The organism is Rhizobium sp. BE258, assembly GCF_031457345.1.
Classification (GTDB): domain Bacteria; phylum Pseudomonadota; class Alphaproteobacteria; order Rhizobiales; family Rhizobiaceae; genus Rhizobium.
In genome coordinates, this window is sequence record NZ_JAVDWL010000001.1 from 887,122 (window position 1) to 900,327 (window position 13,206).

Sequence of the window (13,206 nt, forward strand, 5' to 3'; positions counted from 1 at the left end):
TTACTTCGAAATCGCGAAGGTTTCGAGCTTGGAGGCGTTGTCGGCGTTGATCAGAACGCAATCCATCAGCTGCTTTTCTTCCTTCGGCAGCGTCTTGTTCTTGATGTAGGCGTCAGCCTGCTCGACGGCCATCTGGGCCTGGGCGTATGCCGGCTGCAGAACGGTGGCCTTGATGCCGCCCGCCTTGATCGAGTCGCGAACGTCGTTGGAGCCGTCGAAACCGACGACGATCACGTCCTTGCGGCCGGCAGCCTGGAGAGCGGCGATCGCGCCCATGGCCATCGTGTCGTTGCCGGAGATGACGCCCTTGATGTCAGGGTTTGCCTGGAGAATGGTTTCCATCTTGGCGTAGGCTTCGGTCTGGCTCCAGTTGGCCGACTGCTTGGCAACGCTCTTCAGATCCGGATAGTCGTCGATGACGTCATGATAGCCCTGCGAGCGGATGCCGGCATTGGTGTCGGATTCCTTGCCGACGAGCTCGACATAGTTGCCCTTCTCGCCCATCAGCTTGACGAATTCCTGCGCGCCGAGCTGTGCACCCTGGTAGTTGTTGGAAACGATCTGGGCGACGGCAACACCGGTCGCATTGATTTCGCGGTCAATCAGGAAGGAGGGGATGCCCGCATCCTTGGCCTTCTTGACGGCGGCGACCGAGGCGTCGGCGCCGGCGTTGTCGAGGATGATGGCCTTGGCGCCGCGGCCGATGGCCGTGTCGATCATTTCCGACTGCTTGTTGGCGTCGTCGTCATGGGTCATGACGAGCGCTTCGTAGCCGAGTTCCTTGGCCTTTGCTTCGGCGCCGACGGCTTCAGCCTTGAAGAACGGGTTGTCATGGGCCGGCGTGATGATGGCGATCAGATCAGCCGAAAATGCCGGCATGGCAACGCCGAGCGAAAGGGCGCCCGCGAAGGCCGCAAGGGTCAGTCTGCGTGTAAAAGTCATGGTTTCTCCTCCCGAGTTTGACGCATGGGCCGGGCCACCCCGGCCCAACCAGAATTCATGCGATATTCATTGCCGGACCGTCTCTTGGACTCCCCACCGGGCCGGCGATGCGGCAGGGCGTAAACCCCGCCGCGGCATTGTCAGGTGATGCGCCGGATGCTTTCGGCGATCTCCTGAGGTTCGAAGACCTTCTTCCAGTCGTCGCGCATCAGCGCGGGGATGCCGAACTCGATCGCCTTGTTGCAGGCATCCGAGAACACGCCGTCGACTTCCTTGAAGATGACGGCGCCGAGCACGTTCATATGGCCGAGCAGGAAGTCGCGGGCGGCTTCCGCAGGCACGCCGCGGGCAACGCATTCGTCCATGGCCTGGCGCATGACGACGAGCAGCGAGGCGCAAACGGTTTCAGACAGACCCGGCTCCAGCATCGCCATCTGATCGACGGTGACGCGGTGCGAGCGCATGACCGGCGCCCAGATAACCTTGGCGATTTCTTCGCCGAGATCGTAGGCGGCTTCCGGACCCTGCATCAGAGCAGAGACGATATGCTGCTTGGCGAAGAGGCCGCCGAAGTGATCCTTCTTCGCCTGCATGTCGGTCTCGTCGTTGAAGATCGGCGGATGGCAGGGGTGCGTTACGAAATAGGTGAGATCGGCGCGCTCAGGCAGATGTCCGGCGAAGGGTGCAGCGGCGTCGAGCGCGACGACCATCGTGCCCGGCTTCAGCTTGCCGACGATACCGGTTGCGACCTTGCCGATCGCCGTATCGGGAACAGCGAGAATGACGACGTCAGCACCGGCAAGACCTTCATCCGCACCGACGCAATCGATGCCGAGATCGTTCTTGAGGCGCGCCTTGCCGGCATCGCTGACCTCGACATGACGGACATCGAAGCGCGAGCCTTTGAGGTTTTTGGCAAGCCGGTAGCCCATTTTGCCACCAGCGCCGAAGAGGGCAATTGCAGTCATGTTTCCTCGCCTTTCGATTTTTTCAATCAGGTATCGCAACTGGTATGATGAGTCAATCACTACATCAGTTGCTATCAACAATTTGATCCGTCAGGATCGACGTCCATCGCGTATTTGCGCGAAATAGCCGTCGGATCCGACCTGACCGCCCTTCAGCGCGATCTGCAGTCCGTTCGTCGGCGCGTATGAACCGTGGGCGGTGCAAAGCGGCGAGCCCGGCGTCTGAGGCAGAGGCAGCAACGTTGTCAGCGCCTCGACGCGCAGCTCGCTCAATGCATGACTGGACGTATCGCCACCGGCGATGACGGCGCGGGGCAGCTTCTCCGCTTCGACCAGCCGCCGCAGGATGACACCGAGGCGGATGCCGAGCTGGTGGCGCGCTTCTGGAATGCGGTCGATCTCCGTGCCGCGGTCTGCGGAGGGGCCGAGCGCCGTGTGCAGGATGACACTGCGGCCGGATTTCAAGGCTGAAAGACCTGCGGTGACGGCGCCGTCGATTGCGGCGTCGCCGCTTTCGCCGACCAGCGCCAGCGGATCGACGGGAATGGTATCGAAGCCACTCTCGGCCGCGGTGCGGATCTGCCGCTCCGTCGTCGGCGAGACGCTGCCGGAGACAACGGCAAGGCGCTCCACCGCGCCGGGTAGCGCGAACTCAACCTTGCCGGAGGTTAGCCCCTCGTGCTGCCAGGCATGCAGCAGCGCATATTGAATGCCGGAGGAGCCTGCAACGAACAGGCCGCCATTGCCGCGCAGGCGCCAGACCTGTTCGCCCGCAATCGCCTGCGACGCCGGACCATCGACATCGACGAGCAGGATGCCGGGCTTCCCGGCAAGCAGTGTATCGATACCCGCTGAGGCATCGGCCGCCGTCATCGCCAGATCGGCAAGGCGGATCGGCAGGCTGGTCTGGGCGGCAAGATGTACGGTCAGGTCAGCCTCGGCCATCGGCGTCACCGGATGGCGGCTCATGACCGGGTGACGGTCGATGCGGTAGACCGTGCCCTGATAGGCGGCGAAGAGATTGCCGAAGGCGGTGTAGCGCTTCAGCTGCGGCGCGCCGACGATCACGGGCACGCAATCCTGCGCGAAAACCTCGCGGCCGATCTCGATCGCTTTGCCGATATTGCCGATCGCAGGGCTGGAATCGAAGGTCGAGCAGACCTTGTAGTGGCAGACCGCGGCGTCGAGCGCTTTCAGCCAGGCAAAAGCAGGCGACAGGTTTGCCGTCATCCATTCCGGTGTCTGACTGCGGCTGGTACCGGCAATGCCGATCGCCTGGCAATCCGCGAACTTGGCAAGCGTTTCGGCGCTGGGAATGCCGAGGAACAGAGCGGTCTTCACGCCGTTGGAAGCGAGCGCCTCCATCACATCGGTCGAGCCGGTGAAGTCATCGCCATAGTAGCTGAGCAGCAGCTTGCTCATGGCAATCACGCACCCTTGCCGTCGGCGAACTTGGCGATAGAGGCCGCCAGTTCAGGATGATCCTTGGCATAGGTCTCAAGCGGGATATCGGCAACCGCCGCCTGCCATGCCTGCTGCACCGCGCGCACGCCTGCCGCCGGGCCGCCCGGATGGCTGACGATGCCGCCGCCGCAGAGATAGAGGAGGTCGGTGGTCCGGCCGGTGCGCTGATAGGATTCCGGTGCCTGGCCGCCCCACTGGCCGGAACCGGCTACTGGAAGCGGGCAATCCGCCTTGTCGAACAGCGGTGTGCTGACCGCCTTGAAGGATTCGACGAAGCTTTCATCCGGCTCCCAGTATTTGACGCGGATGCCGTTGATCTGGAACTGGTCGACGCCGAGCAGGCGCCAGAATTGCTGATAGACCTTGAAATCGAGGCCGGTCGCCGGGTTGCGGGTCAGGATATCCCAGCCGTTGCGGTGGGCGTGGAGCACCAGTCCGGAGCGCTTGCGCAAAAAGCTCATGCCGCCGAAGCCGATCGAATTGATATTGACGACGGCGCAATTGCCGCCCGCCTTGAGGACCAGATCATGGTTACGCATCATCTCGTCCGGATCTGCATGCGAGATGCCGAAGGCATACATCACCTTCTTGCCGGTCTTCTGCTCGTGATCGAGGATCAGCGGCATGATCGCGGCGACGCGGTCCTTGAGCGGCGAATAGGCCGGGCTCATCAGTTTCTCGTCGTCCTTGATGAAATCGACGCCGGATGCGATCAGTTCGCCGACGAGTTCCGCCGTTTCATGCGGACGCAGGCCCAGCGCCGGTTTGACGATGGTGCCGATGATCGGGCGACCCTCGACGCCGGTCAGCTTGCGGCTGCCAGCAACGCCGAACTGCGGCCCGGGATGGGCGCCCTTGAATTCCGGCGGCAGCTTCAGATCGACGATGCGAATGCCGGTCATGCCCTTGATCGAATAGACGCCGCCGATTGCAATCGTCATCAGCGCCGAAAGATCCGTGCCGATGGCATCGAGCGGGAAGGCGATATCGACATCGGCGCGCTTGAGCGGTCCGTGACCTTCGGCAACTTCCGGCCAGCCGGGCGTCTTCGCATCCTCGAGAGGGCGGATCGCCAGCACGCGGGCAGCGACACGCGCCTTCAGCTCTTCGGTTTCGCCGGGAACCGGAACGAAGGTGCCCGTCGACTGATCCGATGCGATCTTGTCGGCCATGGCTTCGACGCTGCCCGCAGTTTCAATGCGGTAGGTAAGGGTGATCATACTCACGTCTTTAATGCTCCTCAGGCCAAGCCCAGCATCTTGGCAATCATTGCCTAACTGGTATAATGAGTATTCCAATTTCGCAAATGGAAAATTTCCTGAGCGCTGCCGAATGATTGTATCGCGGCCTTTGTCGCCGCCGCGCAAAATGCTAATGGGGAGGGAATTCTGAGCCAGCGAGACATCATGACCCAACCAATCGAGCAGATCGTTCGCCGGAAGCTCTCCGACGAGGTTTTCGACAGGCTCGAACGCATGATCACCTCGGGCGAACTGAAGCCCGGTGATGAAATGCCCTCCGAGCGCGTGCTGATGGAACGTTTCGGGGTCGGCCGTCCGGCGATCCGCGAGGCGATGCAGTCGCTGGCTGGTATGGGCCTCGTCAACATTTCCCATGGCGAGCGCGCCAAGGTGCTGAAGCTGACGGCGCAGTCGATCTTCCGGCAGGTGGACCTGACGGCGAAGATCATGCTGTCGCAGTCCAATGACAGTCTCGAAAACCTGAAGAGCGCCCGTATCTTCTTCGAGCGCGGCATGGCGCGCGAAGCGGCGCAGCGCGCGACGTCAGCCGATATCGAGGCGCTGAAGACGATCATCAGCCGCCAGCGCGAGTCGCTTGGAAACGCTGAAGATTTCATCTCCGCCGACATGCAGTTTCACACCCGCATCGCGCAGATTTCCGGCAACCCGATCTTTGCCGCGGTCAGCGAGGCAATGCTGGCGTGGCTGCGCGAATATCACACGGAGATGCTGATCTGGACCGGCAAGGAAAAATTCACGCTGGTCGAGCACGAAGAGATCGTCGAGCGCCTTGCGGCACGCGATGCCGATGGTGCAGAATCGGCGGTGCTGAAGCATCTCGAGCGCTCACGGGCGCTCTACACGAAATAGGCAGGCCTGCCGCCTGGGAAGAGGGGCGGCTGCATGCATCGAAGGAGGATCGATGACGGTCAAGAAAATCATCAACAACGGCGCGGATGCCGTCGACGAAATGCTGGCGGGTATGCTGGCCGCCCATCCCAATCACCTGAAACTGATCGAGGGCACCACCCGCTCGGTGGTCGCGGTCGATGGTCCGCGCAAGGGCAAGGTCGGCCTGGTGATCGGCGGCGGCTCCGGTCATGAGCCGAGCTTCGTCGGTTTCGTCGGGCGCGGTTTGGCAGACGCTGCGGCGATCGGCAATGTCTTCGCCTCGCCGCCGCCGGACCCGATCCTCGAATGTGCCAAGGCCGTCGATGGCGGCGCGGGCGTGCTTTTCATGTATGGCAACTATGCCGGCGACGTGATGAATTTCGACATGGCGGCCGAAATGGCGGCGATGGAAGACATCGAGGTGCGCACGGTGCTGACCACCGACGACGTCGCCTCGGCACCGCGCGACCGGCGTACGGATCGCCGCGGCGTGGCCGGCAATGTCTTCGTCTTCAAGATCGCCGGTGCTGCCAGCGACCGGATGATGGATCTCGATGCCTGCGAGGCCGTCGCCCGCAAGGCCAATGACCGGACCTTCACCATGGGCGTGGCGCTCGGCCCTTGTTCCCTGCCGCAGACGCGCAAGCCGAATTTCGAGCTCGGCCCCGACGAGATGGAAATCGGCATGGGCATCCATGGCGAACCGGGCGTCGAGCGCGGCCCGCTGAAAAGCGCCAATGCGATTACCGACGATCTGCTCGACAAGATCCTGCCCGAGATGAAAGCCGACCGCGGTGACCGCGTTGCCGTTCTGGTCAACGGCCTCGGTGCCACGCCGCTAATGGAGCTCTACATCATGATGGCCCGCGTCAAGCAGCGGCTTGATGGCGAGGGCCTTGTCATCCACTCGACGCTCGTCGGCAATTATTGCAGCTCGCTCGACATGATGGGCGCCTCGGTGACCCTCATGCATCTCGACGATGAGCTGCAATCGCTGCTCGACCACCCCTGCGATTGCGCCATGTTCAGGAGCGGCCACTGATGGCTGAGATCACTGCACAGGACCTGCGCGCCCTGTTCTCGGCGATCGCCGCGACCATTACGGAAAACCGCGACCGCCTCAGTGAACTCGACGGCGTCATCGGCGATGCCGACCATGGTATCACCATGGAGCTCGGTTTTTCGACGGTGAAGACAAGCCTCGCGGCCAATGCGGCAGAGAGTGATCTCGGCGCCATCTTCAACCTCGCCGCCAAGTCATTCCTGAACGCCGTCGGCGCCTCATCGGGACCGCTCTATGCGACGGCCTTCATGCGCGCCGGTGCGGCGCTGAAGGGCAAGGCATCCGCCGGCGACGAGGACATGGTGAGGGCGTTTGCCGCCATGGCCAAGGGGATCGAGGACCGCGGCAAGGCAGTACCGGGCGAAAAGACGATGGTCGATGCCTGGCGCCCGGCCGCCGATGCGGCTGAGGCAGCGTTTGCCAACGGCTCTTCGCTTGCCGTCTGCCTGAAGGCGGCTGTGGATGCGGCAAATGCCGGGGCGGAAGCGACCAAGGCGATGCTCGCGACCAAGGGCCGGGCATCACGGTTGGGCGAGCGTGTGCTTGGCCATGCCGATCCGGGGGCGGTTTCGGCGGCGTTGATTATCGGGACGATGGCGGCGAGTTTCGGGTGAGGTGATCTTCGCTAGCGAGACCCTGTGAAATGGCAGTCTCGGTGTCCTGCGATGTTGCCTACTCGCTGCCCTCATTCCTGTGCTTGTCACAGGAATCCAGCCACGGCGCGTCTGCGCCGTGAATGATTCTTGAGTAAACGTAAAAATCTCCCGCCGCGCGGACGCGCGGCTGCTGGAGCCCTGTGACAAGCACAGGGATGAGGGAGAACTACGGGTGTAGCCCCCTCATCCGGCCCTTTGGGCCACCTTCTCCCCGCTGGTGAGAAGGGAAAGCTGCGGCGGCCTCTCGCTCTGACTTCCCCCCTCTCCCCTCGGGGAGAGGGTAGGGTGAGGGGGCTCCAGGCACGCCAGAGCGTTTCAAATCCCGCATGGAAGCAGGCGACGGAGCGGGCATGGTATCACGTGCGTACAAACACGAGGAGCGCCTCATGATGAAGGCACCCACCCAACTCACCGAACGTTATACTTCGCGTCCAGCTCGTCCATCGCCTTCACATTCCCAGCAGACCGGCCGTTCTCGTCGAACGTCTGCGCCAGAAACGCATCGGCGATCGACTTCGCCAGTTCGGTGCCGATAACGCGGGCGCCCATGGTGATGATTTGGGCGTTGTTGGAGAGCGCTGCGCGTTCGGCCGAATAGGTGTCGTGGGTCAGCGCGGCGCGGATGCCGGGGACCTTGTTGGCCGAGATGCAGACGCCGATGCCGGTGCCGCAGACGAGGATCGCCTTGTCGTAGGTGCCGTCGATGACGCCGGAGGCGACGCGGTCGGAGAGGTTGGCGTAGAAGGGATCGGCGCCTTCGTTGGTGCGCGAGACTTCGTGCACCTCGAAACGATCCTTCAGATGATCGGCCAGAACCTTGGCGAGACCTTCGCCGGCGCTGTCTCCTGCAATGGCAAGCTTCATTGTCGTTCTCCTTAGAGTTTGGCGGCGCATTTGGCGAGAATGTCGAGGTAGCCCTCGACGTTCCAGGCCGAACGGCCGATGAAGAGCCCGTCGATATGGGGGCTCGAGATCAGTTCTTCGCAGTTTCCAGGGTTGACCGAGCCGCCGTAGAGGCAAGGGATCTTGCGGCCGAGCACCTCTTCGGCAACCGCAATGATTTCGGCCTGGCGGGCGTCGGCATAATCGGCGCTCGCCGGAATGCCGTTTTCGCCAATTGCCCAGACGGGCTCATAGGCGAGCAGGATCTCGGCCGATTTCTGTGCTGCCGAGAGCTTCGAAAGGGCGCCGCGCACCTGCGTGGCCAGAATCTCCGCGGCCCTGCCGCTTTCGCGGTCGGCAAGCGTCTCGCCAATGCAGATCAGCGGGATCAGGCCGTGGCGGACGGCCGCTTCGGTCTTCAGGCCGACCGTCTCGTCGGTTTCGCCGAAATGCTCGCGGCGCTCGGAATGGCCGAGCTCGACGATATCCAGATTGCAGTCCTTCAGCATCACCGGCGAGACCTCGCCGGTCCAGGCGCCCTGATCGGCCCAGTGCATGTTCTGCGCGCCGACCTTGACGGATGTCTTGGCCAGCATCGCCTTGACTTCGCGCACGGCGGTGAAGGGCGGGATGACGAAGCGCTGGATACGCGGATCGCGCGCCGCATCGGCAGCTTCGAGGCCGCGGGCGAAAGCTTGCGCTTCGGCAAGTGTCTTGTTCATCTTCCAGCTGGTGCCGATCCAGAAGCGCGGCTTTTCGGTCATGTCGGATCCTGTTCTGATGCGATGGTGAGCGCGATGCCCGCCTGTTCGAATTCGTCGAGGGCGGGCTTTTCGGGCGCCTTGTCGGTGATGACGGCGTCGAAGCCGGCCAGATCGGCCATCACGTGCAGGGCGGTGTGGCCGATGCGCTCGTGGTTGACCAGGAGGCAGCTCCTCGATGCCGAAGCGATCATCGCCCGCTTGGTACGGACCGCATTGTCGTCCATGTGATAGGCGAGCCTGCCGCTGACGGCGGGAGTCGAGATGAAGGCGATATCGGCCCTGAGCTTCGACAGCGCTTCCTCGGTGACGACGCCGAGATAGGCGTTGAATTTGGCGGAATAGATGCCGCCGAGCGCGATCAGCGTGATGCCGTTTTCGCTCTTCAGCCGCTCCATGATCGCGGCGTTGTTGGTGATCACGGTCAGTGGCCGCTTCTGCAGCAGCATTTCGCCAAGCACCGCCGCCATCGACCCGTCATTGACCATCACGGTCATCCCGGGCTCGACCAGCTCCAATGCCTTCTGCGCCATGGCGATCTTGGCTTCGCCGCCCTGGCGCTCGCGGATGCGGAAATCGCTTTCGAACTGGGTTCCGGCGTCGATCGTCGCGCCGCCGCGGACCTTGCGCAGCACGCCGGCCTGCTCAAGGTCGTCGAGATCGCGGTGAACAGTCATCTTCGACACGGTGAAGCGATCGGCAAGGTCGTCGAGATCGACGGTCTTGTTTTCGACGAGCAGATTGACGATCAGCTGCTGCCGCTCTTCCCGCTTCATTCCGGTCTCCACCCAAGTCTATGGTGTTAAGGTAACGGATATTTCGTGATAAGCAACATATATGATGTGATTTTGCGATCAAATAATGTTGCTTTGGTGGCTATTGCAACAGCGTCTGTGCGGTCTTCTCATCGGTGATGAGGCCGAAAAGGCGGCGGCTGTTGAGGATGGCGCGGATCGCCGCGACCTTCGACTGGCCGCCGGCGAGCGCGACGAGACGTTCGGTCTTCGACTTCGGGAAGGAGGCCGAAAGCGTGCGGGCGGTCAGCGCCGTGTCCAGCACCTGGCCATCGGCATCGAAGAAATGGCCGAGAATTTCGCCGACGCCACCGGCCGCGGCGATATCCTGGATTTCGCTGGGCTCGACCATGCCCGAGAGCACCAGCTGCGCTTCGGCATCGACGGTTCCAAGGCCGACGAGCTTGAGATCCGCATTGTTGGCGAGGTCGAAGACTTCCTTCACGGCGCGTTGCGCCTTCAGCACCTTACGGTCCTCGCCGGTATTGGCGAAGAAGGGGACGGGCATCACATAGGCATGCGTCCCGGTCTTTTCGGCGATCCGGTGCATCACGTCGTAAGGATTGGCGCCGTAGTTCCGCGTCAAACCGCCAAGCAGCGAGACGAAACGCAGGTCCTTGGCGTTGATGCGCGGCATGTACTGGACGGCCGCCGACAGTGTGCGCCCATGACCGAGGCCGATCACCTTGTTGTCGCCCCGCTCGATCTCGCGCTTCAGATATCCGGCGCCGGCATGGCCGAGCGCGCGCAGCGGCAGGCCTTCCTCGCCGAGATCGGGTGCCACTTCGCAATATTGCAGCCCGAAACGCTCCGAAAGGCGGGATTCGAGCTCGACGCATTCGACGATATCGCCGTCGATCGTGACTTTCACCACGCCATCGGCGACGGCGCGCGCGATCAGCCGGTGCGCCTTGACCGAGGGCACACCGAGGCGCCGGGCGACCTCCGACTGGGTCAATCCACCGGCGTAATGCAGCCATGCGGCACGTACGGCAAGCGTATCATCGGCATCCGTCACAGCCGCTTCCTTTCGAATGTCCTGCGTGGCGATTCCGCCGCGTCGTGGTGCTGCCTTTTAAAATTCTCCATCTCAGATGTTCAAGTCGTCGATGCCGGTGTCGATATACGGCGACCAGAACGCGATGCTTTCGGCGATCTGCGGGATGACCTCGCGATCGTTCGGCTCACGCTCCTTGAAAGAGAGTTCGAGGCAGATCTCGTTGTTGACAGCACCGCCATCGGCAAAGGCCTTCAGCAGCGGCGCCGGCTGAATGCGGCCCCTGGCGTTGAAATCAGCGGTGAAGGGACGGTGGCCACCCTTGTCCATCAGGCTCTGCTTGATGTGGATGATCGGCGACACCGGCGGCACGGCGCGCGCCCAGGCATAGGGATCGAAATCGTCGGGGTTGGCGGAGGTGACGTCACCATGGTCAATATCGGCCATCATCCACATCGGGATCGCCATTTTCGCCGCCGTCAGCCGCTCCTGCAGCGAGAGGCAGGCGGCGATCGTCTCGCCGAACTCGCGGCCGACGCTCATCGGCTCCCAGAAAACATAGGAAAGACCGGCGGCACGGCCGTGCTCGGCGACCTCGGCCCAGCTGTCGATGGCGATCTTGATCAGTTCCTCACGGCGAACGGGGTCGTCGAAATCCTTGTAGGTGAAGATCGCAAACTGCGTGCCGACGGAATCGCCGCCGAGATCGGCGGTGATATCGGCAAAGGTCTTGAACCAGTCGATATAGTAGCGCCTGACCTCGGCATCCGGATGGCCGAAATGGTTGAGACGGCCGTAGGGGCCGGTCATGCCCGAGGTGACGCGAACGCCGGTGCGCCGCAGCGCCGTGTTCATGCTCCGCGTCAGGCGGCGGATCACGGGCGCCTGCCAGCTCGGATTGATGAATTCATGGGTCAACTGCAGGTCTCGGATCTTCAGGTCGCTCGCCACCGTGTCGATCAGATCGTCGGGCTCCGCGAAGCGGTTTACCAGCGGATTGGTGTTCAACGAAAGCGTCAGCGTCATCGAAACCTCCTTCAGGCGGCAAGGCGGGAGGAGGCCAACCAGTCGGCAAAGGCAGCACGCTCGGCCTCGCTCATGTGCAGGTAGTGCTTGGTGCGGCGGTAGAGGATGTCCTCTGCCGTTTCCGCCCATTCGGTGGCGACGAGATAGCGCGCCTCCGCCTCGTAGAACTGCCCGCCGAAATGGCGGCCGAGCGCCTCGATGCTGGTTGCTCCTGAAACGATATTCTTGGTGCGGGCGCCATAGAGGCGGCCATAGTGATGCACGAGCTTGCGCGGCATCCAGGGATAGGTATCGCGCAGACTGTTGGCGAAGGTCTCATAGTCGGCATTGGGGATTTCGCCGCCGGGCAGGGGCGCCGTCTGCGTCCAGTCATCGCCCATGCCGGGGAAGATGTGCTTGAGGCGGTGCAGGCCGCGCTCGGCAAGCTCGCGGAAGGTGGTGATCTTGCCGCCGAAGACATTGAGCAGCGGCGCGCCGCCGGTTTCGTCGAGATCGAAGACATAGTCGCGGGTCACGGCGGACGGATTGCCCTTGCCGTCGTCGAAGAGCGGGCGCACGCCGGAGAAGCTGTGCAGCACATCCTGGCGGCGGAGCTTTTCCTTGAAATAGCGGTTCACGGCCTTCAGCAGGTAATCGATTTCGCTCTCGTCGGCAGAGACATCCTCGGCGCGGCCTTCATAGGCGATATCGGTGGTGCCGATCAGCGCCTTGTCGCCCTCATAAGGGTTGATGAAGATGACGCGCTTGTCGTGGTTCTGGACGAGATAGGCATTCGAGCCCGCCCAGAATTTCGGGACGATGATGTGGCTGCCCTTGACCAGGCGCACATTGCGGGCCGAGTTCGATCCGGCCACGCGGTTGATGATGTCGGTCACCCAGGGGCCGGCGCAATTCACCAGACATTTGGCCCTGAAAGTGCGGGTCTCGCCTGTCGTGCTGTTCTTGGTGACGACGGTCCATGCGCCATTCTCGCGCCGGGCGGAGACGGCAGGCGAACGGGTCAGGACGATCGCGCCTTTTTCGGCGGCGCTGACGGCGTTCAGAACGACGAGGCGGGCATCATCGACCCAGCAGTCGGAATATTCGAAGCCGCGCTTGTATTGATCGAGGATCGGCGTGCCCTCGGGGTCGCGCAGCAGGTTGAGCGTGCGGGTGCCGGGAAGCTTCTTGCGGCCGCCGAGATGGTCGTAGAGGAAGAGGCCGAGGCGGACCAGCCAGGCCGGACGGTCCTCAGGGCTGTGCGGCAGCACGAAGCGCATCGGCCAGATAATGTGCGGGGCGGCATTGAGCAGCACTTCGCGTTCGATCAGCGCTTCGCGCACCAGGCGGAATTCGTAATATTCGAGATAACGCAGCCCGCCATGCACCAGTTTGCCCGACCGCGACGAGGTTCCCTGCGCCAGATCATCCTTTTCGCACAGCGCCACCTTGAGCCCACGGCCAGCGGCATCGCGTGCGATACCGGCGCCGTTGATGCCGCCGCCGATGACGAAGAGGTCCAGGGTTTCGGGTTCGGTCATG

At 62.8% G+C, this 13,206-nt stretch carries 13 protein-coding genes; 3 read left to right on the plus strand and 10 right to left on the minus strand.

Features of this window, described 5'->3' with window-relative positions:
• The 4 genes from J2X43_RS04130 to oiaX form a co-directional block, all read right to left on the minus strand.
• Entirely contained in the window at window positions 1–942 is a 942-nt protein-coding gene (locus J2X43_RS04130) for a D-ribose ABC transporter substrate-binding protein (RefSeq protein ID WP_112388479.1), read from the minus strand.
• A 140-nt stretch (window positions 943–1,082) separates the two neighbouring features.
• Window positions 1,083–1,910 carry a phosphogluconate dehydrogenase C-terminal domain-containing protein gene (locus J2X43_RS04135; RefSeq protein WP_112388478.1) on the minus strand — a complete coding sequence of 276 codons (828 nt, stop codon included), beginning with the start codon at window positions 1,908–1,910 and terminating at the stop codon, window positions 1,083–1,085.
• Window positions 1,911–2,000: 90 nt separating this feature from the next.
• Window positions 2,001–3,332, minus strand: a complete 1,332-nt coding sequence (locus tag J2X43_RS04140) for a four-carbon acid sugar kinase family protein (protein ID WP_112389005.1) — start codon at window positions 3,330–3,332, stop codon at window positions 2,001–2,003.
• Between the two features lie 5 nt (window positions 3,333–3,337).
• A complete protein-coding gene (gene oiaX, locus J2X43_RS04145) occupies window positions 3,338–4,594 on the minus strand; it encodes a 3-oxo-isoapionate-4-phosphate decarboxylase OiaX (protein WP_310291295.1) in 1,257 nt (418 codons plus the stop codon).
• 186 nt (window positions 4,595–4,780) lie between these two features.
• Between oiaX and J2X43_RS04150 the strand changes: the two genes are divergently transcribed.
• The 3 genes from J2X43_RS04150 to dhaL are packed head-to-tail and all read left to right on the plus strand — an operon-like array spanning window position 4,781 to window position 7,183.
• Window positions 4,781–5,485, plus strand: a complete 705-nt coding sequence (locus J2X43_RS04150; RefSeq protein WP_112388476.1) for a transcriptional regulator NanR — start codon at window positions 4,781–4,783, stop codon at window positions 5,483–5,485.
• Between the two features lie 52 nt (window positions 5,486–5,537).
• Window positions 5,538–6,548, plus strand: a complete 1,011-nt coding sequence (gene dhaK / locus J2X43_RS04155; RefSeq protein ID WP_112388475.1) for a dihydroxyacetone kinase subunit DhaK — start codon at window positions 5,538–5,540, stop codon at window positions 6,546–6,548.
• Entirely contained in the window at window positions 6,548–7,183 is a 636-nt protein-coding gene (gene dhaL / locus J2X43_RS04160) for a dihydroxyacetone kinase subunit DhaL (protein ID WP_112388474.1), read from the plus strand. The genes dhaK and dhaL overlap by 1 nt, the downstream gene beginning before the upstream one ends.
• A 450-nt stretch (window positions 7,184–7,633) precedes the next feature.
• Here dhaL and J2X43_RS04165 read toward each other — a convergent pair whose 3' ends face one another.
• The 6 genes from J2X43_RS04165 to J2X43_RS04190 form a co-directional block, all read right to left on the minus strand.
• On the minus strand, window positions 7,634–8,089 hold the full coding sequence (locus J2X43_RS04165) for an RpiB/LacA/LacB family sugar-phosphate isomerase (protein WP_112388472.1): 456 nt from the start codon (window positions 8,087–8,089) through the stop codon (window positions 7,634–7,636).
• Window positions 8,090–8,100: 11 nt separating this feature from the next.
• Window positions 8,101–8,871: a triose-phosphate isomerase gene (locus J2X43_RS04170; RefSeq protein ID WP_112388471.1), complete on the minus strand. Its 771-nt coding sequence runs from the start codon at window positions 8,869–8,871 to the stop codon at window positions 8,101–8,103.
• Window positions 8,868–9,644: a DeoR/GlpR family DNA-binding transcription regulator gene (locus J2X43_RS04175; protein WP_112388470.1), complete on the minus strand. Its 777-nt coding sequence runs from the start codon at window positions 9,642–9,644 to the stop codon at window positions 8,868–8,870. Before J2X43_RS04175 ends, J2X43_RS04170 begins: the two co-directional genes overlap by 4 nt.
• A gap of 100 nt (window positions 9,645–9,744) precedes the next feature.
• Window positions 9,745–10,680: a sugar-binding transcriptional regulator gene (locus J2X43_RS04180; RefSeq protein ID WP_112388469.1), complete on the minus strand. Its 936-nt coding sequence runs from the start codon at window positions 10,678–10,680 to the stop codon at window positions 9,745–9,747.
• 72 nt (window positions 10,681–10,752) lie between these two features.
• On the minus strand, window positions 10,753–11,685 hold the full coding sequence (locus J2X43_RS04185) for a sugar phosphate isomerase/epimerase (RefSeq protein WP_112388468.1): 933 nt from the start codon (window positions 11,683–11,685) through the stop codon (window positions 10,753–10,755).
• Window positions 11,686–11,696: 11 nt separating this feature from the next.
• Complete coding sequence (locus J2X43_RS04190; RefSeq protein WP_112388467.1) at window positions 11,697–13,205, minus strand: glycerol-3-phosphate dehydrogenase; 1,509 nt, start codon at window positions 13,203–13,205, stop codon at window positions 11,697–11,699.
• Between the last annotated feature and the right edge of the window lies 1 nt (window position 13,206).

Bases quoted from the DNA above. Each gene is read 5' to 3' on its own strand.
- J2X43_RS04130 (WP_112388479.1), bottom strand. From the start codon at position 942: ATGACTTTTACACGCAGACTGACCCTTGCGGCCTTCGCGGGCGCCCTT.
- J2X43_RS04135 (WP_112388478.1), bottom strand. From the start codon at position 1,910: ATGACTGCAATTGCCCTCTTCGGCGCTGGTGGCAAAATGGGCTACCGG.
- J2X43_RS04140 (WP_112389005.1), bottom strand. From the start codon at position 3,332: ATGAGCAAGCTGCTGCTCAGCTACTATGGCGATGACTTCACCGGCTCG.
- oiaX (WP_310291295.1), bottom strand. From the start codon at position 4,594: ATGATCACCCTTACCTACCGCATTGAAACTGCGGGCAGCGTCGAAGCC.
- J2X43_RS04150 (WP_112388476.1), top strand. From the start codon at position 4,781: ATGACCCAACCAATCGAGCAGATCGTTCGCCGGAAGCTCTCCGACGAG.
- dhaK (WP_112388475.1), top strand. From the start codon at position 5,538: ATGACGGTCAAGAAAATCATCAACAACGGCGCGGATGCCGTCGACGAA.
- dhaL (WP_112388474.1), top strand. From the start codon at position 6,548: ATGGCTGAGATCACTGCACAGGACCTGCGCGCCCTGTTCTCGGCGATC.
- J2X43_RS04165 (WP_112388472.1), bottom strand. From the start codon at position 8,089: ATGAAGCTTGCCATTGCAGGAGACAGCGCCGGCGAAGGTCTCGCCAAG.
- J2X43_RS04170 (WP_112388471.1), bottom strand. From the start codon at position 8,871: ATGACCGAAAAGCCGCGCTTCTGGATCGGCACCAGCTGGAAGATGAAC.
- J2X43_RS04175 (WP_112388470.1), bottom strand. From the start codon at position 9,644: ATGAAGCGGGAAGAGCGGCAGCAGCTGATCGTCAATCTGCTCGTCGAA.
- J2X43_RS04185 (WP_112388468.1), bottom strand. From the start codon at position 11,685: ATGACGCTGACGCTTTCGTTGAACACCAATCCGCTGGTAAACCGCTTC.
- J2X43_RS04190 (WP_112388467.1), bottom strand. From the start codon at position 13,205: ATGACCGAACCCGAAACCCTGGACCTCTTCGTCATCGGCGGCGGCATC.